17 protein-coding genes and 1 pseudogene are annotated in these 24,010 nt (G+C 62.4%); 6 read left to right on the top strand and 12 right to left on the bottom strand.

Annotation, left to right across the window (positions count from 1 at the left end; genetic code table 11):
- Positions 1–145 precede the first annotated feature (145 nt).
- The 6 genes from ABQZ00_RS22085 to ABQZ00_RS22110 form a co-directional block, all read right to left on the bottom strand.
- Positions 146–1,183 carry an SMP-30/gluconolactonase/LRE family protein gene (locus ABQZ00_RS22085; RefSeq protein ID WP_323539483.1) on the bottom strand — a complete coding sequence of 346 codons (1,038 nt, stop codon included), beginning with the start codon at positions 1,181–1,183 and terminating at the stop codon, positions 146–148.
- Positions 1,184–1,261: 78 nt separating this feature from the next.
- The gene (locus tag ABQZ00_RS22090) at positions 1,262–2,443 is read right to left on the bottom strand and encodes an endo-1,4-beta-xylanase (RefSeq protein WP_323539447.1); all 1,182 of its coding nucleotides are present in this window, start codon (positions 2,441–2,443) and stop codon (positions 1,262–1,264) included.
- A gap of 50 nt (positions 2,444–2,493) precedes the next feature.
- Positions 2,494–5,190, bottom strand: coding sequence for a beta-galactosidase GalB (gene galB / locus ABQZ00_RS22095; protein WP_323539484.1), 2,697 nt, complete (start codon positions 5,188–5,190; stop codon positions 2,494–2,496).
- A 168-nt stretch (positions 5,191–5,358) separates the two neighbouring features.
- Complete coding sequence (gene uxaC, locus ABQZ00_RS22100; protein WP_323539448.1) at positions 5,359–6,780, bottom strand: glucuronate isomerase; 1,422 nt, start codon at positions 6,778–6,780, stop codon at positions 5,359–5,361.
- Positions 6,781–6,826: 46 nt separating this feature from the next.
- Positions 6,827–7,819: an endo-1,4-beta-xylanase gene (locus tag ABQZ00_RS22105; protein WP_323539449.1), complete on the bottom strand. Its 993-nt coding sequence runs from the start codon at positions 7,817–7,819 to the stop codon at positions 6,827–6,829.
- A 9-nt stretch (positions 7,820–7,828) separates the two neighbouring features.
- Entirely contained in the window at positions 7,829–9,319 is a 1,491-nt protein-coding gene (locus ABQZ00_RS22110; protein ID WP_503064309.1) for an MFS transporter, read from the bottom strand.
- A 283-nt stretch (positions 9,320–9,602) separates the two neighbouring features.
- Between ABQZ00_RS22110 and ABQZ00_RS22115 the strand changes: the two genes are divergently transcribed.
- The 5 genes from ABQZ00_RS22115 to ABQZ00_RS22135 all read left to right on the top strand — a co-directional run bounded on the left by ABQZ00_RS22115 (position 9,603) and on the right by ABQZ00_RS22135 (position 17,790).
- Positions 9,603–12,536, top strand: coding sequence for a TonB-dependent receptor (locus ABQZ00_RS22115; RefSeq protein ID WP_323539451.1), 2,934 nt, complete (start codon positions 9,603–9,605; stop codon positions 12,534–12,536).
- 241 nt (positions 12,537–12,777) lie between these two features.
- On the top strand, positions 12,778–14,265 hold the full coding sequence (locus ABQZ00_RS22120; protein ID WP_323539452.1) for an MFS transporter: 1,488 nt from the start codon (positions 12,778–12,780) through the stop codon (positions 14,263–14,265).
- Positions 14,266–14,297: 32 nt separating this feature from the next.
- The gene (locus ABQZ00_RS22125) at positions 14,298–15,332 is read left to right on the top strand and encodes a glycoside hydrolase family 43 protein (protein ID WP_323539453.1); all 1,035 of its coding nucleotides are present in this window, start codon (positions 14,298–14,300) and stop codon (positions 15,330–15,332) included.
- Positions 15,333–15,771: 439 nt separating this feature from the next.
- Positions 15,772–17,049, top strand: a complete 1,278-nt coding sequence (locus ABQZ00_RS22130) for a ricin-type beta-trefoil lectin domain protein (RefSeq protein ID WP_323539454.1) — start codon at positions 15,772–15,774, stop codon at positions 17,047–17,049.
- A gap of 207 nt (positions 17,050–17,256) precedes the next feature.
- Complete coding sequence (locus tag ABQZ00_RS22135; protein WP_323539455.1) at positions 17,257–17,790, top strand: lipocalin family protein; 534 nt, start codon at positions 17,257–17,259, stop codon at positions 17,788–17,790.
- A 60-nt stretch (positions 17,791–17,850) separates the two neighbouring features.
- Here ABQZ00_RS22135 and ABQZ00_RS22140 read toward each other — a convergent pair whose 3' ends face one another.
- The 5 genes and pseudogenes from ABQZ00_RS22140 to ABQZ00_RS22160 form a co-directional block, all read right to left on the bottom strand.
- Positions 17,851–18,204, bottom strand: a complete 354-nt coding sequence (locus ABQZ00_RS22140; protein ID WP_115529319.1) for a ribonuclease E inhibitor RraB — start codon at positions 18,202–18,204, stop codon at positions 17,851–17,853.
- Between the two features lie 339 nt (positions 18,205–18,543).
- Positions 18,544–19,911: a hypothetical protein gene (locus ABQZ00_RS22145; RefSeq protein WP_323539456.1), complete on the bottom strand. Its 1,368-nt coding sequence runs from the start codon at positions 19,909–19,911 to the stop codon at positions 18,544–18,546.
- A gap of 28 nt (positions 19,912–19,939) precedes the next feature.
- A pseudogene (locus tag ABQZ00_RS22150) lies at positions 19,940–20,322 on the bottom strand (YbjQ family protein).
- A 512-nt stretch (positions 20,323–20,834) separates the two neighbouring features.
- Positions 20,835–21,200, bottom strand: coding sequence for a hypothetical protein (locus tag ABQZ00_RS22155; protein ID WP_323539457.1), 366 nt, complete (start codon positions 21,198–21,200; stop codon positions 20,835–20,837).
- 200 nt (positions 21,201–21,400) lie between these two features.
- On the bottom strand, positions 21,401–21,973 hold the full coding sequence (locus ABQZ00_RS22160) for a hypothetical protein (protein ID WP_055854683.1): 573 nt from the start codon (positions 21,971–21,973) through the stop codon (positions 21,401–21,403).
- Between the two features lie 147 nt (positions 21,974–22,120).
- On the opposite strand from ABQZ00_RS22160, the gene ABQZ00_RS22165 reads away from it, so the two are divergent.
- Entirely contained in the window at positions 22,121–22,324 is a 204-nt protein-coding gene (locus tag ABQZ00_RS22165; RefSeq protein ID WP_046964822.1) for a YdcH family protein, read from the top strand.
- 610 nt (positions 22,325–22,934) lie between these two features.
- On the opposite strand, the gene ABQZ00_RS22170 is transcribed toward ABQZ00_RS22165, so the two are convergent.
- Positions 22,935–23,915 carry a zinc-binding dehydrogenase gene (locus ABQZ00_RS22170; RefSeq protein WP_323539458.1) on the bottom strand — a complete coding sequence of 327 codons (981 nt, stop codon included), beginning with the start codon at positions 23,913–23,915 and terminating at the stop codon, positions 22,935–22,937.
- Between the last annotated feature and the right edge of the window lie 95 nt (positions 23,916–24,010).

Below are 24,010 nucleotides of genomic sequence, written 5' to 3' on the forward strand. Positions count from 1 at the left end.
GGGCGACAGCCGAGTCGAATCGCAGGAGTGGCTTGAAGGGAAAGCGACTGGTCATGCGGGGCTATCGGTAACGCTGCATCGCGGCCAGGGCCGCTCCTACAAGAGCGGCGACTGGATGGGCTAAGGTTTGGTCGCCCGATAGGTGCTACCGCACAAACTGCAACCCCAGCGCCTTGACCCGCACGCGTGCCAGCATCGCGTGCGAGGTCATGTAGAGCGTGTGACCGTCGTTGCCGAAGGCGCAGTTGGAGATGGCTTCGCCGGTTTCGATGCGGCCCAGGCGTTGGCCGGCCGGGTTGAAGACGATGACGCCGCCGGGGCCGGTGGCAAACAAGTGACCGTCGGCGGACACCGCCATGCCGTCCGGCAGTCCTGGCGAGTCCTTGCCCACCAGGTCCGAGGCATCGGCGAACACACGCTTGCTGGTGACCGCGCCACGCGCGTCGAGCGCGTACGCCATCCAGATCGGCCGTTCCGGATCGGAATTGGAAACGTACAAGGTGCGCGCATCGGGCGAGAGCGCGATGCCGTTGGGGAAGCTCAGGCTGTCGTCCAGCAGATGCACGCTGCCGTCGGTGTCCAGACGATAGACGCCGTTGAAACGCAGCTCCTTGACCGGCGAGTCGTTCAGATCCTTCAAGCCGTACGGCGGGTCGGTGAAGAACACCACGCCGTCAGTGCGACGGACCACATCGTTCGGGCTGTTGAAACGTTTGCCATCGAAGCTGGTAGCCAGCGGTGTTTTCTTGCGTGTGGCCGGGTCGAGCCTGGCGACGATGCGGGTACCGGAGTCGGCCAGCAACACGGTGCCATCGGGCTCGGCATACAGCCCGTTGGCACCGGCTTCGCGTAGCGTGGCCTGCTCCGGGCCGACATAGCCCGAGGGCGACAGCAACACCGACAGGCCGGCCTCTTCGGACCAGCGATACAGCTTGTTTTCCGGCACATCGGTAAACAACAGATAGCCGCCGTTGCGCACCCAGGCGGGGCCTTCGGACCAGGTGAAGCCTTCGGTGAGCTTCTCGATCCGCGCGTCTGCGGCAACCACCTCGCCGAAGCGGCGATCGAACGTTTCCACATGCCCGATGGCTGGGAAGCGCGGCGGCGGCGGATCCTTCTTGGTGCAGGCAGCGACAATCGCCAACAACGGAACGGCCAACAACAGATAGGACGGCAAGCGCATCGGGAAGTCCGGAAATCCAGGTGAGTGCATCATGCCATCATGCGGCGGCAGGGTCCCCGTGCATGTTGGCGAGCGCGACTATCGACCAGCGCTCGCAGGCACCGCCAACACCGCATCCAGCGCCGGTTTTGGCTGGTGATTGCGGTCGAATAGCAGCGGGTAATTGGTGCGGCCTGGCACCGGGTAATCGTTCTTCCACGACATGCCGTCGCTGACGCCCCACACGCTCACGCGCGCAAGCTTGTCGCGCTTGCGCCAGAACAGTGCGAACAGCTCCGCGTAGCGGTCGCGCAATTGTGCCTGCACAGCAGGCGGCAGCCCATCGCGGTAGGGGTCCAGAAAGCGCTTGAATTCTGGCAGTTGGAACTGTTTGTGTGCCATCCCGGTGCCGATAACCTGGCCTTCCTTGGTGAGCGGCAGCACGTCCACATCGAGCTCGGTGATCATGACCTTGATGCCGAGTGCGGCGTAGGCATCGATGGCGTCTTCGATATCGCGCAGGCTGGGATAGTCGAGCCCCCAGTGCCCTTGCATGCCGACACCGTCGATGCGGATGCCGGATTGTTGCAGCATCTTGACCATGCGCACGATGCCGTCGCGCTTGGCCGGCCGCCATGCATTGAAATCGTTGTAGTAGAGCTCCGCGTCCGGCGCATACCGCTGCGCAAAGGTAAACGCATTGCGCACCACGGTGTCGCCATCGCCCACGCGTTGCACCCAGTTAGTGGAACGGTAACTGCCGTCTTCGTCGATGATCTCGTTGACCACATCCCAGGCCTGCACCTTGCCGACGTAGCGCCCGGCCACGCCTGCGATGTGCGCGCGCATGCGCTCGATCTGCGCGGCTGAGCTGTTGGGCTTGCCCTTGGCGTCCACAAAGAACCAGTCCGGGGTCTGGTTGTGCCAAACCAGCGTATGCCCGACCACAAACAGGCGATTACGTTGCGCGTAGTCCACGAACGCATCTGCAGCACGAAAGTCGAAGACGCCCGGGCGCGGCGCAACGACCTCGGCCTTCATCACGTTCTCCGGGGTGACCGCGTTGAAGTGGCAGGCCACCAATGCGGCGGCCGCGGCGTCCTTGCCGGAGACGATGTCGGCATTGACCGCAGTGCCGAGCAAGAACCCGTCGGCATACGCGTGCTTGAGCGATGTGCTGGCGGTATCGCAACGCGCGGCTGCGGGCAGGGCGGCGATCGCGCTGATGCCCACAACGGCAATGCGCAACAGGGTTGCAAGAGTGGGCAGGTGCGTGTGCATGGCAGGTTCCAAGGTGAGGTGCTGCAGGCGACAGGTCATGCGCAATCCCATCATTGCGCCACGATCTGCGCCTGCGCGGCGTCCAGGCTGTCCGATTCGACATGCAGTGTGATGGTGCCGCGTGCGCCCGCCTTCGCCCGCACGATCGCCAGGCACAGCCCGTTGAAGGCGTTGCGTTGCGGCGAAGCGAACGACTCCAGATTGGTGGGGTCGCCGTTGTCGGTGGCGACCAGTTCGCCCGGGCCATCGATCCGAAACCGCAGGCGGTCGCCGGCGGTGGGCGCAGGACGTCCGTCGCGATCCAGCAATTGCACGGTGACGAAGCTCAGATCCCGGCCGTCGCCGTCGATGCGGCTGCGGTCGGGCGTGATCTGCAGGCGCGCCGCGCGGCCGGCGGTCTGCACGCGGTCGCTGGCCCACGGCTTGCCGTCCTTGTAGGCCTGCACACGCAGCTCGCCGGGCTGGTACACCACATCGTCCCAGCGCAGCCGGTAGTGCAGCGCGCGCTTGCGCTTGCGCCCCTGCGAGACACCATTGACGAACAGCTCGGCCTCATCGCCGGAGGTAAACACATGCACCGGCGTCACCTGGCCCTCGCGGCCGGGCCAGCTCCAGTGCGGCAGCAGATGCGCCATGGGCAGCTGCGGGCGCCAGCGCGCCTGATACAACCAGTAGCGATCCTTGGGAAACCCCGCCAGATCGAAGATGCCCGAATATGCACTGCGCGAGCTGTAATACGGCGTGGGCTCGCCCAGATAGTCGAAGCCTGTCCAGACGAATTCGCCGGCGACATACGGGTGCCGATCCAGCGCCGCAAACACCTTGTCGGCACTGGAGCCGAAGTCCACCGCATGCAGCTCGTAGGCGCTGACCTGATGCGCCACCGAGTCGCCGCCGCGCCCGTCGCGCACCGGCGCGCTGATGTCCGGGCTGACCGGAAACAGATACACGCCGCGGCTGCTCAAGGCCGACGCGGTTTCGCTGCTGACAATGGCCTTGTGCGGAAATGCGGCATGAAACGCCGGGTATTGCGGCGGTTTGCGGATGCGCTCGGTGCCTGCAAACTCCGGCGCATCGCGGATGCCCTCGCCCTGGTAGTTAAGGCTGATGACATCCAGCGCGGCCGGCAATGGCATGTCCGGCGAAGCGTAGTTCATCGCCACTGTGGCCGGCCGCGACGGATCTTCGTCATGCACGATGGCGTGCAGCGTGCGCGCGATGGCGGCGCCCTGTCGCCCGGTGTACTGCTCGCCGACTTCATTGCCGACACTCCACAGCATCACCGACGGATGGTTGCGGTCGCGTCGCAACATCGCGCGCAGATCCGGCTCATGCCATTGCCCAAATACCAGATGGAAATCCAGCGGCGTCTTCTTCATCTCCCAACTGTCGAACACCTCGTCCACCACCAGCAGGCCCATACGATCGGTGAGTTCCAGCAGCTCCGGTGCGGGTGGGTTGTGGCTCATGCGGATGGCGTTGGCACCCATCTGTTGCAGCAACTGCAACTGCCGCTCGGCGGCGCGGACATTGAACGCGGCACCGAGCGCGCCGAGATCGTGATGGTTGTTCACCCCGCGAATCGGCACATGCTCGCCGTTGACCAGCAGCCCCTTGTCCGCATCGAACACGATGCTGCGGATGCCGAACGGGGTTTCGTAGCGATCCACCACCTGCCCCCGCTGGCGCACCTCGGTCACCGCCACGTAGCGATGCGGTTGCTGGGTCGGCGGTGGGCCCCACAGGCGTGGTGCGTCGATCTGCACGGTGCCCTGCACGCGGGCGCTACCGCCGGCAGGCACGGCAATCTGCGCTGCGGGAATCTGCGCGACCGCATCGCCACTGCGTGTGCCTGTTGCCGCGTCGAGCACGTAGATGGCGGTGCTGACCTGCGCCTGCGCAGCAGTACGCGCAGCGTTATCCAGCGTCACGGCCAGCTGGATCTGTGCCGATGCCGCCGACACCTGCGGTGTGGTCAGCTGCGTGCCCCACTGCGCGATATGCAGCGGCGCGGTCTTGGTCAGCCACACATTGCGATACAGCCCGCCACCGGGATACCAGCGCGCCGAGTCGGGTGGATTGTCCAGGCGGATCGCCAGCTGGTTGCGCGCGCCGGCAATCGCATACGGCGTCAGGTCCACGCGCCAGGAGCTGTAGCCGTAAGGCCAGCCGCCGACCAGCCTGCCGTTGAGCCAGACCGTGGCATAGGACATCGCGCCATCGAGATCGAGAAACAGCGAGCGACCGCGATCGCTGGCCGGAATGTCCAGGGTTTTGCGATACCAGCCGATGCCCCAACTCGGCAGACGCCCCATGCCGCCGTATGGACCATCGACCAGAAACGGCCCGGCGATGGCCCAGTCGTGTGGCAGATCCACGGTTTGCCAGCGGCTATCGTCGAACTGCGGCTGCACATACGCGACGTCATTGCCGGGATTGCCGGACGGGCGCCGATGCCGTTGCGCCGGGTCGGCGATCAGGGCGTTGGCGGTTGGCAGAATCCACGGCTTGAGCACGTCCTTGGCCGCTGCGCGCAGCTGCTGCGCCTGATCCGGGCGCGCATCGGCCATCTTGCCGTCTTCGCTGCGGATCACCTGCGGACGCGCGTCGTAATCGAGCACCACCGTATTGCCCGGCGGGTCGTCACGCTGAAAGCGCCATTGCGCGTTGAGCGACACCCGCTCGCGCGGTGCGCTGGTCTGTGCGGTGGCTTCCAGGCTGGGCAGTACAAGCCCGGCACAGATCATGACGGTGCAGATCATGTTGGTGCAGCTAACGCGCATGGCATTGCGCCACGTTGCAGCGCGTGGCGACTGTCCGTTGGTCATGACCTCATCCCCCGCATTGCGTATGACGCGACGTTGCACGCTGCTGCTGCGTCGTATCACTGCCGCACACGCAGCGCTGCGGTTGCATCACAGTTTGTAAGCCTGCTTGGGCAGCCGATACGCAAGATCCATCGCCACCTCCACCGCTTCGTCCTCCTCCAACCGATGCTCGGCGACCAGCTTGGCCAGGAACGCGCTGTCTACGCGCCGCGCGACATCGTGGCGGGCCGGGATCGACAGGAATGCACGCGTGTCGTCGTTGAAACCCACCGTGTTGTAGAAACCGGCGCTGGCGAGGGTCTGCTCGCGGAAGCGCCACATACCCTCCGGCGCGTCATGGAACCACCATGCCGGGCCCAGCAGCAGCGAGGGGTAATGGCCGGCCAAAGGTGCCAGTTCGCGGCTGTAGCTGGTTTCGTCCAGCGTGAACACGATCAGGCGCAGGCGCGGGTCGTTGCCGTAGCGATCCAGCAATGGTTTGAGCGCATGCACATAGTCGGTGCGCATCGGGATATCGGCGCCCTTGTCATATCCGTAGCGCTCAAACAACGGCCGGTTGTGATTGCGGAAGCAGCCAGGATGCAACTGCATCACCAAGCCATCGTCCAGACTCATCGCCGCCATTTCGGTCAGCACCTGCGCGCGGAACAACTCGGCCTGTTGCGGCGTTGCAGCGCCACGCACCACGGTGTCGAACAGGCGTTGCGCCTCGCCCGGCGACAGGTCGGCGGTGGCGGCACTGGGGTGGCCATGATCGGTGGACGTCGCGCCGTGCGCGGCGAAGAATGCGCGACGTTGCCGGTGCGCGCGCAGATAGCCTGGCCAGGTCAGCACGTCTTCGCCGGTAAGCGCGCCGAACTGCTGCAGCGCACCGGCAAACTGCTCATGCTCCGGGTCCACTACCGGGTCCGGGCGGTACGCGGTCACCACACGGCCGGCCCAGCCGCTGTCGCGAATGGTTGCGTGATGCTGCAGCGTGTCCAGCGGCGATTCGGTGGTGGCGATCACCTCGATGTTGAAACGCTCGAACAGCGCACGCGGACGAAAGCCCGGCGTCTGCAGCGCGGCGGTGATGTGGTCGTAGTAATGATCGGCAGTGCCAGCATCCAGACGGATGCGCAGATCGAAGACGGTGTGGAAGACATGATTCAGCCACACCGCCGACGGCGTGCCGCGCAGCAACGTGTAGTGCGCAGCAAACACGCGCCATGTCGCGCGCGGGTCCACCGGTGCGCGCGTGCCATCGGCGTGCGGGATACCCAACGCATCCAGGTCGATGCCCTGGCTGTACAACATGCGGAACACGTAGTGATCGGGCACCAGCAACAGTTCGGTGGCATTGGCGAACGCGGCATTGGTCGCGAACCAGGCCGGGTCGGTATGGCCGTGCGGGCTGATGATGGGGAGCGTGGCGATCTGCGCATACAACCGGCGCGCAATCGCCCGCGTGCCGGGGTCGGCCGGCAACAGGCGGTCGTCGTGCAAGGTCAGCGGCAAGGAGGTGGGCATGGGGTCGGGGCACCGAACAGTTGAGATGGGTCGTGCAACGCGCGCGTCAGGGCACAGGTGTGCCGGGATGGGCGGCCACGTAATCGCGTAACCAGGTCATCGCCGGGCGCTCGCTGCCATCGCCACGCACCAGATAAGCGGCTTCCTTATCGCGCCACAGGCCAGGGCGGAATCCCCACAGCGTGATGCCGCGCACCGCCGGGTGCTCCCAGAAGATCGGAAACACGCGCTGGTAATCGGCCAGCTGCTGCGCATCGCTTGGCCCATCCAGGTCGAATTCGGTGATGTAGATCGGCAAGCCGGTGGCGGCCAATGCATCCAGATTGGTGCGATGCACCGACATCGCCACGTTTGGCGTGGTCTCGAATGCATGCTCCTGGATGCCGATGGCATCGACCAACTGTTCGCGCTGCAGCAACCGCAAGATCTGCAGATATTTCTGCGTGGCCTGCGTGTTGTTGGTGATGCTGTAGTCGTTGATCATCAGCTTGGTGTGCGGAAAGTGCTGGCGCGCGAGCCGAAACGACTGCAGCACCCACTCCCAGCCGCTGGCGCCGTCACCGCCGAGCGCCTGCAGATAATTGCCGCCGCCGGTGTCGGCCTTGCTGGGCGGGTCGTTGAGCGGCTCGTTGACCACTTCCAGCAGGTCGATGTCCGGGTAGCGCTGGGCCACGGCCGCAAACCACTGCTCAATCTCGCGGCGTTGCTCGGCCGGGGGCAAGGTCTTGATCCATTCCGGCTGCTGATTGCCCCACACCATCACATGCATCTGGAACGGCATGCCGTTGGCTTTTGCGAACCGGTAAGCGGTATCCAATGTGCGCCAGTCCATCTGGTCGCGCACTGCCTCCACCGTGCCCCACTTGCCGCCGTTTTCCGGGGTGAGCTTGTTCCAGTACTGCGCAAAGCCCTGCGCCTGTTGCGGGCTGTAGGCGCTACCCAGAAACTTGGACGCGCCCGCTGCCAGCGGCGCGGCTTGCGCCACCGATGCGATGCTTGCTGCCAGCAACAGTGCGATTCTCGCGGTGTGCAGGGACATGGGGATTCCTCAGGAAAATGGAGGCGTTGCGGTGGCCGCAGGCAGCTGCGCCGGCTGCAGCCGCGGCACCAGAGCATGCACGACCGCCAATGCCAGCAGGTAGGCCGAACCGGCCATCAGAAACACCGGCACGTAGCTGCCGGTCGCCTGCAGTAGAAACCCGATGAACGTGGCGATCAACATGCCGCCCACTGCGCCGGCAAATCCGCCGATGCCCACCACGGTGGCCACCGCATGCCGCGGAAACATGTCCGAGGGCAGCGTAAACAGATTGGCCGACCAGCCCTGGTGTGCAGCGGTGGCCAGGCCGATCAGACCCACCGCGAGCCACAGGTTGTCTGCGCGTGCGGCAAACACGATCGGCACCACCGAGACGGCGCAGATCAGCATCGCGGTCTTGCGCGCACGGTTGACGCTCCAGCCGCGCGCGATGAAGCGCCCGGCAACCCAGCCACCGGCGATGCTGCCGATATCGGCCAGCACGAAGATCACGATCAATGGCGCACCCAGCTGCAGCAGACTCAGGCCGTACTCGGCATGCAGGAATTTCGGCAACCAGAACAGGAAGAACCACCAGATCGGGTCGGTGATGAACTTGCCCAGCACGAACGCCCAGGCCTGGCGATGCCGCAGCACCTGCAGCCACGACAACCGCGCTTGCACCGGCTCATGCGCATCGCTGCGGATGTGCGCAAGTTCTGCGCTCGACAGACCCGGTTGCTGCTCGGGCGCGTGGTAACTGCACCACCACACCAGCAGCCAGGTGGCGCTCAGTATCCCGGTAAACAGAAATGCCGCCTGCCAGCCCCAGGCGGTGGCGATCACCGGCACCAGCAAGGGCGCGACGATGGCACCGATGTTGGAGCCGGAATTGAAGATGCCGGTGGCCAGCGCGCGCTCGCGTCGCGGGAACCATTCGGCCACGGTCTTGAGCGCGGCGGGAAAGTTGCCGGACTCGCCCAGTCCCAGGAAAAACCGCGCAATCGCAAAACCCACCACGCTGGTCGCCAACGCGTGCCCCATCGCCGCCAGACTCCACACGCCGATCGCCAACGCATAGCCCAGCCGCGTCCCGAAGCGGTCGATCACCGCACCGCTGCACAACAGGCCCAGCGCATACGCCGCCTGAAACGCAGTGACGATGTAACCGTACTGGATCTCGTTCCAGCCGATCTGCGTCTGCAAGAACGGCGCCAGCACACCCAGCACCTGGCGGTCCACGTAGTTGATGGTGGTCGCTGCCAGCAGCAGCGCGCAGACGCGCCAGCGCACCCGGCCCAGGCGTGCTCCGGGGCTAGCAGCATCGGCCGCAGGCGCGTCGTTCATGGGCACAGCTCCTGCAAGCGCACAACCATGTCGCCTGCGTTGTCGCGATACCTGCTGCGCATCGCGGCAAGCAAGGGCGCAAGCAGCATGTCGCTTGCGCGTTGTCCGATTCGATTCATCGACCACTGCACCTGCACGAAGGTGGCCTTGCGCCACGGGTGATAGCGCTACCATTACCACGCTGCACGCAGGAATCCATCACGCACTGCAGCACGCGGCGACCGTCCGTCGGCGTTGCGTGCTCGCAGTGCAGCGCCATGGCAGCGCCGCTTCGCTATGCCCCGGCAACTATGCTGCCCTGCAGCGTGATGTTCTGAATTTGGTAGCGCTAACATCCAGCGCCACTGATCGCCCGTCTCCCCCATCGCATCATCGTCGCGCCGATTCCAGGCAGCGGCACTCCCTACGCAGGGGCGATGCGTGGGACATCTGCTCACCTGTTAGGGAAGGGAATACGGTGAAGAACAGCTACGCACGTACCGCGTTGTCCTGCGCGTTGGGGTCCATCCTGCTGGGCATGACCAGCACTGCCGCCTGGGCACAGTCCACCGACGCCGACAGCGCCGCGCAAACGCCACCGGCCACGGCCGGCAACAATGACGCAGTGACCCAGCTCGACACCGTCACCGTCTCCGGCTACCGACGCAGCATCCAGTTTTCCACCGATGCCAAGCGCGACTCGGTCGGCTTTGCCGACACCGTGTTTGCCGAGGACATCGGCAAATTTCCGGACATGAATATCGCCGAGTCGCTCAACCGCATCCCGGGTGTGCAGCTCTCGCGCGACGTCAATGGCGAAGGCCTCAACATCGCCATCCGCGGCCTGGGCACCAGCTTCACCAAGACCACGCTCAACGGCGCCAGCATCGCCACCGCCTCGATCGGTCTGAATGCGCAGAACCAGAATCGCGAAGTCGATCTGAACCTGTTTCCCACCGAATTCTTCACCCAGCTCACCGTGAGCAAGACGCCCACCGCCAGCATGCTCGAAGGCGGCGTTTCCGGTGTGGTGGACATGCGCAGCGCGCGTCCATTCGATCGCCCCGGCGTGCACTTCACCTACCAGGCGCAGGCCGACTGGAACAGCACCAGCGAAAAGACCACTCCGCGTGGCGCCTTCATGGGCAGCTGGACCAACGAAGCAGGCACGCTCGGCGCGTTGTTCGGCGTGGCCTCGGTGCGCAGCAAGCTGGGCGTGCGCGGCTTCGAAAGCGTGGGCTGGACCAACCCCGGCCTCACCTATACCCAATGCGGGCTCACCCCGCCTGCAGGCACGCCGGCGACCAATCAACCGGCGGCCTGCAACGTCAACGGCGGCGGCAACTGGCGCATTCCAGACCGCGTGCCGGCCACCGCCGGCAGTGGCTTGACCACCGGCGAGACCATCGACGCGGCGTGGTTGCTGGCACGCAACCCCGGCTTGAGCATCGACCAGATCAGCGATGCGTTGATCCCGCGCCTGGGCCGCAGCGTGTACATGAATGGCGATCGCGACCGCGATGCGTCGGTGATGTCGCTGGAATGGCGGCCCTCCGACAGCATGCATTTCTACCTGGACACGCTGTATTCCGAAGCCAAGCGCACCACCGAGCGGATCAGCATGAATCTGATCGGCCGCAACGGCAACATGATCCCGCTGGGCATGCAGCTGGATCAGAACAACGTGGTCACCAGCGCCACCTTCGCCAACGCGCAGTATTTCCTGGAAGCGCGCCCGTACCGCGAAGAGGTCAAGTTCTGGAGCGTCAATCCCGGTGCCGAACTGCTGTTCGGTGCCGAGCAGGACATCAAGCTCAACGTGCAGGCCAACGCCACGCGTAGCTGGCTGGATCGCGAGTCGCCCAGCATCCTGGTCACCTCGCCGTTCACCACGGTCGATTACCGCAACCAAGGCGGCGACCGCCCGTCGATCAGCAGCCCGCTCGATCTCAACGACCCGAACCTGGGCTGGGGCTGGAGCGGCGGCCGGGTCAATATCCAGAACGAAAAACGCGTCACCCAGACCCGTGGTGGACGTGCCGATCTGCAGTTCGGCGAAGACAAGCGCAATATCAAGATCGGCGCTGCCTACGACCAGGCCGAGCGCACCATTCGCGGCTTCGACAACAGCATTGCCTGGGAGCAGGTGGTGTGCCGCGGCGGTGGCGGCAACGTGTGCAACGGCGGCCCTGGTTCGGCAGTCCCGAATGCGGCCCTGGCCAGTTACTTGCGGCCCGGCCCGGGCGGCTTCATCACTGCCGATTTCAACCGTTTCCTGGGCGACACCAACTATTACGCGCTACGCGATTCCGCCCCGGAAACCAACTCCGCCAACACCGGCGCCTCGGCCGGCGGCATCCGCGAAAAGAACCTGGGTTTCTATATCGAAACCAACGCCGAAACCGAAGTGTGGAACCGCACGCTGCGCTTCAACGCCGGTGTACGTTACGTCACCACCGACCAGACCATCACCGGCCCGGTCACCATCAACGGCATCCGCCGCGTGCAGGTGCTCGATTCCGATTACGCCGAAACCCTGCCCTCGTTCAACGCGGCCTGGGATGTGGCCGACAACGTGGTACTGCGCCTGTCCAGCTCGCGCACGCTCACGCGTCCGGACCCGAGCGCGATGTTGCCCAACACCAATTTCAGCGACCCGTCCGCACAGACCGCGACCCAGGGCAACCCGAACCTGGCGCCGTATCTGTCCACCAATGTCGACTTCGGCGGCGAGTGGTACACCGGCGGCGAAGGCTATGTGGGCCTGACGCTGTTCAACAAGCGCATCAGCGGCTTCACCGTCAATGGCGTGCGGCGCATTCCCTTCAACGATCTTGGTGTGCCCTACGAGAGCCTGCTGCCGATCCAGCAAGCCGGGCTGGACCAGCGCGGTGGCCCCAATGCCGCCACGGTGGACGTGCAGACCCAGGTCAACGCCGATGGCGTGCTCAACATCCGCGGCACCGAAGCGATCTGGGTGCAGCCGTTGGACAAGCTGGTCGACGGCATGGGCTTCAGCGTGAACTACACCCATGTCACCCAATCTTCGGAAGGCGAAGGCATCCCCGCAGTGGCCGTCGGTGTGGCGCCCAATCTGTGGAACGGCACCGTGTACTGGGAAAAGAACGCCGCCTCGGTACGCCTGTCCTACACCTGGAACGACGACATGGTGATCTCCGGCGCCAATCAGAACGGCATCCCGTACGCACGCCTGAATGCCGATGCACGCGGCCAGCTCGATCTGTCGGCCAGCTACGCGCTGGACTGGTTGCCTTCCAAGCCGCAACTCACGCTCAACGTCACCAACATCACCGATGAGCCGCTGCGCACCACCTATGCGTGGCCCAACGCTACCTACGATCTGTACGAGCCCGGCCGCACCGTCATGCTCGGCATCCGCGGCACGTTTTGACAGTGAGCATCGAGACGCGTTCGCCGTTGGTTGCCGGGTGTAGCCGGTGTTCGGAGTGCACGCGTGATTCGCGTGCACTCCGTCTGCCGCGCGCCGTCCAACATGCCTGCGCGACGGCACACGACGTTTTGCCCGACACTTCAGGCACTGCGCCTGCAACCGCGATCCAGAGGGATCGCGGCCAGCGGCGTAGCGCGCGCCGCGGCGTTTTCCGTAGCACTCTCCGAGCCCGCCTCACCTCATGAACGATCAATCACAGCAGCTCTCCGTGCGCGAAAAGATCGGCTACAGCCTGGGCGACCTGGCTGCCAATCTGATCTTCCAGACGCTGGTGACGTTTTTGGCGTTCTTCTACACCGACGTGTTCCGCATCCCCGCGAGCGCGGCGGCCACGTTGATCTTCGTGGTCGGCCTGCTGGGCGCGTTCGTGTTTACGCCCATCATCGGCATCCTGGCCGATCGCACCCGCACCCGCTGGGGCAAGTTTCGCCCGTGGATCCTGTGGACCGCGCTGCCATTTGGCGCACTGTCGCTAGCAGCTTTCAACACACCTGCGCTGGGCGAGCACGGCAAGATCACCTACGCATTTGCCACCTACACCTTGCTGATGCTGGTCTACGTGGCCAACAACCTGCCGTATTCAGCGCTGAGCGGCGTGCTCACCGGCAGCATGGAGCAGCGCAACAGTTTGTCGGCGTATCGCTTTCTGGCAGTGACCTTTGCGCAGTTCATCATCCAGGTCCTGCTGCTGCCGCTGGTGCTGATCCTGGGCAATGGCGACAAGGCGCAAGGCTTTCGCAACACCATGGGGTTGTTCGCCGCGGTCGGCACGCTGTGCTTTTTGATCACCTTTTTCACCACCCGCGAGCGCGTGCTGCCGATCGCCGAACAACGCAGCAGCGTCCGACAGGACCTCACCGACCTGGTGCGCAACAAACCCTGGCTGGTGATGCTGGCACTGACCATTCTGGTCTTCATCAATCTCGCCATGAAGGGCGGGATGTACATCTACTACTTCAAATACACCCTCGACGCGGGCGCGCTGACTCACTTTCTCGATGCCGCAGGATTCAACCGGTTTATTGCCGCAATCAACAGCGTGCTGACCGGTGCCGGCATGAGTGCCTTGCAGTGGCCGCAAGACGCGCCAACCTCGGCGTTTAGCGTGTTCAGTGCCGGCGGCATCCTGGCCATGATCGTGGGTATCGGGTTTTCCAAACGCCTGGCCGACCGCTACGGCAAGCGCAATGTGTTTGGTGGGGCGCTGCTGATTTCCACGCTGTTTCTGCTGGCGTTCTATGTCTATCCGGCGACTGCCATCGGCTGGGTATTCGGCTCCTATGTGCTGCACGGCTTTTTCTACGGCATCACCATCCCGTTGCTGTGGGCGATGATTGCCGACGTGGCCGATTACTCGGAGTGGAAGAACCACCGCCGCGCCACTGCCATCATTTTCTCGGCGATGTTGTGCGGCCTGAAGATCGGCCTGAGCGTCGGCGGCGCACTGGTCGCCGGCCTGCTTGCCGTCTATGGCTACGACGCTGCGCTGCCGCAGCAAAGCGGCGCGGTCACCGACGGCATTCGGCTAGCCATCAGCGTGTATGCGTCCATCCCGTTCCTGCTCGGCACCGCACTGCTGGTGTTTTACGAGATCGACAAACCGCTGGAATCCCGTATCGAACGCGAACTGGGCGTGCGCCGTCAGGCCGCTCCGCTCGCGTCGCCTTAACCCTTCCTTCCACCTCATGCACAGGTCCGCGCATGTCCGATGAACTGCAAGCCGCCACACTGCAGGCCCTGGCGCGCACCGCCATTTCCGCACCGCTGGTCACCCACATCTACACCGCCGACCCATCCGCGCACGTCTTCGATGGCGCGCTGTACATCTATCCCTCGCACGACATCGATGCCGGCGTGGCCTTCAGCGACGACGGCTCGCATTTCGGCATGGAGGATTACCACGTCTTTCGCATGGCGCATCCCAACGCGCCGGTCGAAGACCTGGGCGAAGTGCTGCACGTGCGCGGCGTGCCGTGGGCGCAACGCCAAATGTGGGCACCGGATGCAGCGCAACGCAATGGCAAGACCTATTTGTATTTCCCGGCAAAGCGCGCCGACGGCATCTTCCAGATCGGCGTGGCGGTCGGTGACCAACCCCACGGCCCCTTCATCGCCGAAGCCGAACCGATCGCCGGCACCTACTCGATCGACCCGGCCGTGTTCGCCGACGACGATGGCGCGCATTACCTGTACTTCGGCGGCATCTGGGGTGGTCAGCTGCAGCACTACCGCGACAACCGCTACGCGCAGACCAACCAGGAACCGGTGGGCGATGCGCCCGCACTGGGCCCGCGCGTGGCGCGGCTGCACGAGAGCATGACCGCACTGGCCGAACCTACGCGCGAGATCGTCATCCTCGACGAACACGGCACCCCGCTACGCGCTGACGACCTCGACCGTCGCTTCTTCGAAGGCCCCTGGCTGCACCGCCACGCCGGTCGTTACTACCTGTCGTATTCCACCGGCGATACGCACCTGATCTGCTACGCCACCAGCGACTCGCCGTATGGCCCATTTCACTACCAGGGCGTGCTGATGCAGCCGGTGATCGGCTGGACCACCCACCACTCCATCTGCGCGTTCGACGGCCAGTGGTATTTGTTCTATCACGACGCCGTGGTATCGGGCGGCCAGACCCATCTGCGCAACATCAAGATGGCACCGCTGGAGCATCTGGCGGATGGAACAATTGCGACGATTCATCCGTACGGGAAAGATGCTGTCTCGCCTTGGTGAGATGGCGGTGGCGATGCCCCTACACTTCAAAGTCTATAACACCTCAGGAAAAGGTCGCTTGCTTTGCAGATCATACATGGCAGATTGCGATTGCATGCATCCCAATCCAGTCAGCGTCGTACCACGTGATCCGAGATCACGCGGTCAACGGCGATTGCGACTCCTCATAGGTCCCGTCGTCAGCGACTACTAGCTATTTTGTCACATAGCTCTTGGTGGCATGGTCCAAAACAACATCCATCGACCACGTAGTTGTTGTGCTTGCAAGCGGTCTTGCTTGTCTCGAAAGAAGTGGCATGATTGGCGAGCCAAGTTGGGGGCACGAATCTAGAATATCCGCTTATACGCAAGGCACGGCTCACGCCTGCTTTGTACTGGGCGTTTTGTATCGCACGCCCCCGTTTGAGCATCAACAGTCAATCAACTCAGTGGAGCAACAATGAAAGGAATAGTCAGCATCACCTGTGCAGCACTCGCTGCGGTATCGTTTCAAGCCTCGGCGATTGGCTCGCGGTTTTCGAATTATGAAACAACCACTACCGTTACGTCCTCCAATTCCTTTCCTTCGGGTAGTGAGACGGTAACCATCAATGTCAAGGTGGCCGCACCTGCCCTTGGCGTGACTGTTGGTAATCCCGCTGCAGGTGAGGATATTGGTGGGCGTGTCAATTTTTTCGCAAATGGTGTGTCGATCGGCCAGATCCGTATTGGTCGTGCGAATACCCCTGTCGTAAATCGGGTCGTCGAGGTGGATCAGGGATGTCTGTTTGCTACCGGGGGAGATTATGCGCGTTGCACATATAACTTTTTCTATGCGCGTGAAGCAAATTTTTCTGTTCGCTATACGCTCCCTAGCCAGTACAGCAACGTCACGATTACAGCCTCTTTTACTGGAGACTCAAACTTTTCTAAGGCTTCATCCTCCGCACCTATCACTTTGAAGCCGCTGCCTGCTTTTGGGCTAATTAAGGGAATAGGCGATAAATGTCTTGATGCCGTAGGCGGCGGCTCGGTCAACGGGACCGAGATTCAGCAGTATTCTTGCAACGAGAATGTGCAACAAATGTGGAGCATTGTGTCTGGCTCTGGCTATATCCGCAGCGTACCCAGCGGCTTGGTGCTCGACTCCAAGGGCCTCGGGACTTCCAATGGCACCACGCTTCAGCTCTGGAACGGGCTGGGTGCATCGAATCAGCAGTGGTGGTTCACGGGCGCCTCTATCGTTGGCGTCGGCGGAAAAGTTCTTGATGCAATCGGTCAATCAAGTAATAACGGTACAAAGCTGCAGATTTTTTCGGCACAGGCGAATGCCGGTCAGACTTGGAACTACGATCCAATCTCTGGGCGTATTACGGGCATCGGTGGTAAATGCCTAGACGTCGAGGGTGGCTCCACAGCAAACGGAACCCTGGTTCAGCTGTGGGATTGCAGTGGTGCGGCCCAGCAGCGCTGGGAAGTGGGCGAGCGAGGAAGCCTGCGCTATGCCGGGAAATGTTTGGAATCAGCGAACGGCGGCACGCAAGACGGAAATGCGGTACGCATTTGGGACTGCAACGGCGGCGCTCATCAGGCCTGGCATTTCCTTGGCGAAATCCGCAATGTTGGTAGTAATCGTTGCCTGGCCGATCCTGGCCGTGGCGCCACAAACGGTGCGCGCACCTACATTTGGGACTGCACTGGCGATGTAAATCAGAAGTGGGACTTTTCTTCCTACTAAGTAGATGAACAAGGCCCGGATAATCCGGGCCTTGTTCTTTAATGCCGCTGTTCTTCTGCCCATGTGCCCGCCAGGGAGCCGCTACAGTAGCGCCTGTCAACGACCGGACGACCATCGTGCCTTTCGACAGACGGTGCATTGCACGCTGCATCCACACGCATCGTCGCAACGTATGCCTCTGCACTGATACTGTTGAGAGAAGTTGCCATGCGCCAGGCGTCGATGCTGTTCTTACTCACCCTTGCGGTCTACGGCAGTGCAAGTGGCAGCGAGCCGCGCGCCGCACTGCCCAGCGCAGACAGCGTTGACGTGCCGCGCTTCATGGGCGACTGGTATGTCATCGCACATATTCCAACCCGTCCCGAGCGCAAGGCCTACGACGCAGTAGAGAGTTATGCACTGCGACCGGATGGCCGTATCCAAACCACCTTCACCTTCCGCAAAGGCAGCTTCCAGGCCCCGCTCAAGTCCATGCACCCGATCGGACAGGTCGCAGAGAATGGCAACGGCGCGCTATGGAGCATGCAATTCCTCTGGCCGTTCAAGGCCGAATATGTCATCGCCTGGCGCGATGCCGACTACACCCAGACTATCGTGGCGCGCAGCAAGCGCGATTACGTCTGGTATATGGCACGGACCCCGCAGGTCTCCGACGCCGACTATCAGCAGGCGCTCGCGCGCATTGCGGCAATGGGCTACGACGTGTCACAGCTGCGCCGCGTCCCGCAATCGCCGCGCTGATGTGGCCTAACCTGTTGGAGAGCCCGCACGCCGCGCTCTCCAACGCACCTGCCGCACACATCAGACGTCTTTTGTGTCTACAGAAAATTCCCATCCATCGTTCAACCCACCCAAGGGCTTGGCCTCTGTCGCCAACTCCTCCTCGAACGCGCAAATCGCCTTGTACGTCGGCACCATGGTCGGATACACCGTGACATCCATCGGGAACGCGGTGTTTTCCGGGTAATGGCAACAACGCACCTTTTGCTCGAAGCGCAGCAACGTCACCGAAAATTCCAGTGCCGACTCTTTGCTCGGGAACACCACGGAAAACGCAATCTCGCGCGGCTTGGAAAGATCCACGCCCTGCTCCGCAATGTGCCACAAGGTGTCGCCGTTATCGTCTTTGGGATACAGATCCAGATTTCGCTGCATGGTTGATTCGCTGTGTGGCGCCTGGTTGGCCGATACAGAAGCTTAGCGCCTTCGCGGTCAGCGATCTGTGTCTTCTAACATCCGGGCATCCCGCCAAGTCGTGTAGCCGAAGCCTGCCCTGAACGTTGAGCGTAAGGCAGTCTTGGTCGGGTATTGCCCACTGCTGAAAAATGCACAGCGTCGCTTTCTGAAGGGGTGAACTCACCTCCGCTTTCTTGCGACGCGTGCACATCCCAGCCATGCCACGAGGGACCGCCAATAGTCACCTTAGGTGTTTCATACCTGGCGCCGGCGGCTCCAGACGGCGCACAGGCCCAGACGATAAAGCATCCTGCGCCGCTATTTTTTTGGAGCAGAGACCTTCAGCTCGTTCTTCAACGCCGCCATGAAATCATCGAGCCGATAGCGCCCGCTTAGATGCTCCTGCACGTTCGGAAACTGCGCTGCAACATAACGCATCAAATACGTCACCTTATCGTCGGACTTAGCATGTAGCACAAGGTTGAGCCGCTGAATTTCGGCGCTATTGGGGAAGTCGCGTGCGGCCTGCGCAAGCGCAGTGGAGTACCCGGCGTTTGCCTCGGTCAGGCCTTTCAGATAGCTCAGCGCATAGGCCTCGATCTTCAGTGTCTTCCAGCCGTACAGGTCTATCGGTTGGAGTTGCTTGCTTCGCCCTGTCGCGCTGTACAGAAACGCCAGCAGATCCAGCGTCGAACGATCGGAGGGCATCCGCTTGTAGCGCTGCTCCAGCGCCGCGCCGTAACGCTGGAAGATCTCGTCCGCCGTCGCCATCTTTCGTTTCTGCAACTGACTGATCAACGTATAGCTCGCTATCGGATCTTCCGGCAACCGGGCACCCTCTCCCCAATAACCCGCCGACGCGATAAAGCGTCTGAATTTATCGTCATCGAGGTCCACTGCGTCGATACACAGCCCCGCAACTTGCTGAATCTTCTTGTCGTTCCTGGACAATGACCTGACAAGTGCAATGTCATACGCAAGGTACTCGGGCTGCTTTTTCGCATTCCACCAGTCGATTTCCCAATTCTTGTCGAGTTTGATCAACGTGCAAACGTCACCTGCTGCCCCTGCACGGATGGACGTGATCAAGCGCTCTCTTTCGGCGTCCGGATCTGTCGTCGAGAAGATGTCATACATCGATTTCTCGATCGCCGTGTGTTTCTCCTTGAAGTCCACATGTGTCCAGGCGGCGACAGCTCCGCGTGCATCCTCAAGCACGAGGCGGCAGTGCGTGATGTAGGCCCACAGACGATCCGGCACTTGCGACCTTGGCAGCAGTTTCGCGGCTTTTTCGTACAGAGGCAGCGCGATATCACAGTGCCCCGCGCGGTGTTCGCGCATACCGCGCTCGAATATGATGAATGGATTGCCAGGCAGCTTTTCGTCAGCGAGCTTCATGTAGGCGTCACTGGCAGCGACATCGGCCCGGTAAAGGATATTGGACAGGACAAACGCGTCATACGCGCTTTTGCTTGTCTCCGGCACCAGTCGCTTCAACCTTGCATTGACCTCGCTCTTCCTACCTTCATCGATAAGGCGCTCTGACTCGGCAGAGTTGGCCAGACGCTCGTATACCGACGACACTTTCCCGACTTCGGACATGAAGGTGGACGAGCTCGAGGCCTGCACCGCCGGCAGCCAAGTTGCCATAACGAAGACGACCACCGCCACGCACCGCAGTTTCACGGAGCTCACTCCGTGAACGCGTGAGCCGCTATACATGCTGCGCCTCGACGACGACTGCGGTGCCATAGCACAGCACTTCGGTCAGGCCAGCCATCAACTCGGTCGCGTCGTAGCGCACCGCAATGATGGCGTTGGCGCCAAGTTGCCTGGCATGCTGCACCATGTCGCGATAGGTCTCCGAGCGTGCCTGTTCGCACAGTTCGGTGTAGATGGTGATGTTGCCGCCGAACAAGCTCTGCAGACTGCCGAAGAAGTTGCCGACGATCGAGCGTGACCTCACTGTAATACCGCGCACCAGGCCCAGATTGCGGATGATTCGATGTCCAGGAAGCTCCAGCGCTGTGGTTACCATAGTGTCGTTGGCGAGTAAATCGCTGGGTGGATCGGCGAAGAGTCGTATGGGTTTGTCATTAACTTTTTCTCTTCTCATGAGGGCGAAAGCCACCGATCGTTTTATATCGGAGGATAGATAAACGACTGCAGCCGGAAGATGCCTGTTGCTTACTAGGAGAACTCGAACCATCGTGATATCCAACCCAAGCGCTTTGCTTACAACGCCAGGCCCTTCTCAAAGGCAACGCTGGCAGATCAGAACCATGCCCGGATACACGATGACATCCGCAAGCAAGTCTTTGGTCTGTTCGCAATACCGACAACATGCCTTCTGTTCGCAACTCAGCATGATCAAGCCCAATTCCATCGCCAATTCCTTGCTAGGAAGCACAACTAGAAAACGATCCCCCTGGACTCGGCGAGATCCACTCATCACTCAGCAATTTTAAAGAAAGTGTTTTCACTATCGTTTTCAGAATAGAAAGCTGGCAAAAATTGCGGTAATCAACTGCAAAACAAGATGCGCGCCTTGTTGGGACGCACTGCGTGATGCTGACAGCGATCAACAGATCAGCTCACCTAACTAGTGGCTACCAACGCCAACCATACCGACGCTTGCGCTCTGCATGCACGCTCTTGTCCTCATTCCAGTCATAGCGTTTATACCCCGCGCCGTACAAACCCAGGTGCAAGAAGATATAACCGAAAGGCAGCAGCCCGGCAGACCACCACAACAGCGATGGCGAGGCAGCTCTGGTGAGCACCAGATAGCCCATATAGGCGGCACCTCCCCAAAACAGCAGTGCCATCGAAAAGCATAACAGTCGCCGGATCACCAGCCACAGCATCGCCAAACCACGCTCCACCTTGCTCGGTGGGAGATGCCGTCTGGAATGAAAATACGCATGCACGCCAATTAGTGCAGCAACGAACAGGAATGCTATGAGGATATCCAACGTCGGACCAATTGCCTTCGGGAAAGTCTCCTACGAAATGTTTTTACAAGGACGACCAACGCATGGACTCTGCGTTGCAGCCGTCGCGCATCGACATCTGCTGACCTATGTGTCGACTACAAGACTCAGCAAGTTTGGACGGTGCGCTGTCTCTGCAGAGACCACTGGCAGATGCAGCGCACTATGCCAAGCCAGCGTCGTTACGGCACCCAGACCAGATTCATCAGCTGCGGATCGGCGGTCACCTTGACCAGCTTGCCGCTGGGGCCGAACTGCACCTGGTACTCGGCGAAGCTGTCGCGCCAGTAGCGCCACAGCGAGGCTTCCAGATTCGGGTTCTCGCTGCTGATCGGGTAGCCGACCGCCATAAGCACCTGTTCGCGGGTCATGCCACCGGTGAGCTTGCCGTCCACGATGGCCTGGCGGATCTTCGGCGGGAAGGTGGCGAGCTTGAGCTTGGGATCGGCGGTGACGATGTAGCGGGCGGCGAAGGCGGTGTTGTCCAGGTCGCGGCTGTAATCGTTGCCGATGGACTGCTTTTCGCCAGCGATCTTGAGGTTGACGCGGTTGCGACCAAAGCCGGTGACGCTGACCGGGGTGCCGACCGGGAGCACGCGCTTGCCGTCTTCGGCGTAGTTGCTGTCGCTGATCCAGCTGCCGTCGGTGCGCAGGTTGCAGCACAGAAAGCCGTCGTACTTGGCCACATCGGCGGCCGAGGCCAGGTTGGCGGCGGTGAGCAGGCTCAGGGCCAGCAGGGAAGAACGCAAACGCATCGTAAAGACTCCTTTCTCGACGGCCGTAGCCGCGCGGCAATGATGGGGTGAGGCGCGCCGCCATTATCCCCAACGGCGCACAGGCATTGTCGCAGCCTGCGGCCACTTGGCAAGCGCGGGTGACGCGGGGTTGTGTATGCTCGGGGCGTGGAAACCCTCTCACCCGCCGAGATCGTCGAACAGATCGCCGAGTTGCGACGCGCGCACCGTGCGTTGGACGACGAAATCCAGCGCATGCCCGCGAACCTGGAAGACGAGCTGCAGATGAAGCGCCTGAAGAAGCGCAAATTGCAGATCAAGGACTGCATTATCCGGCTGGAAATGGAGCTGGTGCCCGACGAGCCCGCTTGAGGCGTTGGGTGCTTTGCCCGGACCTGGACCCTCGTTGCGAGGGCAGGTGCGCTTGGGTCTGCGCCTCGGTGTCAGGTGTCCGGCGATCCTTTACAGGCGCTTACAGGCGCTAATCTGGCATGACCTAGGCTGATCGACTTTGTAGCAGTGGTGAAGCAGCACGCGGGGTGGACGCACCGTGCCTCGCAAGCCGTCCCCTCACCCCAACCCCTCTCCCGCAGGCGGGAGAGGGGCTTCAGAGCAGCGATCGGCGGACTGCCTTCTCCCGCCTGCGGGAGAAGGTGCCCCGCAGGGGCGGATGAGGGGATGGGCGCGATTCGAATCGGCTCACAGGTTTGAATTTGCCTACGGACATGGGGCCCGATGTCGGTCCTTCTGATGCCCTGCCCTGCTCCTGCCCTGCTCCGGATTTGAGTGCAGATGCAGTTGGGTGTGGATTCGGATTGGAGTACAAAAGCGAGTGCAGCGTCGGCCGTGGGCGCCACAGATTCCTACCCTGGCCGCATTGCTCCATCTGGCCGCAGTTGCTCTACTTCGGCTGCACACGGACTGCTCCGATCACGACCAGCCCCGAACCTCCTGACACTCTTTTTGCTAAGCCACGCGCGTGTCAGCCAGCACGCAACAGGATCTTGCCGCGCCGGCCTGGCTCGTCGCTTGCAGCAGCTGCCTTGGCCGCATCTTTCAGGTCGAACACCGCTTCCACCGGCAAGGCCAGGCTGCCATCGACGGCGGCCTTCAACAGCTCGCCGATCATGCGGCGCTTGTCCTCTGATTTTGTCGCCTGCATCACCTTGCTGCCCCAGAAGCCGCGCACGGTCGCCTGCTTGAAGATCACATCGCCGCTGGAGATCTGCAGCGGCTCGCCGGTCATCGACCCGAACGACACCAGCTCGCCGCCTTCGGCCAGCAGCCCCATCAAGTCGCCGGCAGTACTGCCAGCGACCGAATCGACGGCGCGGATGATCGGCGCATCGCCGGCCAGCGCGCGCACGGTGTCCTGCCAGCCGTCCTGCGCGGTGGAAACAGCATTGCCGATGCCCAGCGCCTTGAGTTCGTCCACGCCCGCATCGCGACGGACCAGGTTGATCACGTTGATGCCGCGTGCGGCGGCAAGCATGGCCACGGTCTTGCCGACGGCGCCGTTGGCGGTGTTCTGCACGATCCAGTCGCCTTTTTCCACGCGCAGGAACTCAATCAGCATCAGGGCGCTCAGGGGCATGGCGATCAACTGGCAACCGCGGTCGTCGTCCAGTGCGTCGGGCAGCGGGACCACGCCAGCTGCATCGGCCAGGAAATACTCCGCCCAGCTTTCGTGGACGCCGGCCGCGACCACGCGCTGCCCGGTCTGCAGGCCTTCCACGCCCTCGCCCAGGGCGTCGATGACGCCTGCCCCTTCGCTGCCACCGATCGCCGGCAACTCCGGCTTGTAGCCGTAGTTGCCGCGCACGGTCCACAGGTCGTGGTTGTGGATGGGTGAGCGGCGCATGGCGATGCGCACCTGCCCCTTGCCGGGCTGCGGCACGGGCCGCTCGCCGAGTTCAAGCACCTTGGCGGGATCGCCGAATTGGGTATGGATGGCTGCGCGCATGGAATCTCCTGTCAAGCGCATCCGCATTGCGATGCGCTCGATCACTGTTAAAGGTAGTTCTATGCTATCGACATGCGCGCAAGCGGCTGATGAAA

Origin of the sequence: Xanthomonas sp. WHRI 10204 (assembly GCF_040202875.1) — a bacterium.
In the GTDB taxonomy this organism is placed as follows: domain Bacteria; phylum Pseudomonadota; class Gammaproteobacteria; order Xanthomonadales; family Xanthomonadaceae; genus Xanthomonas.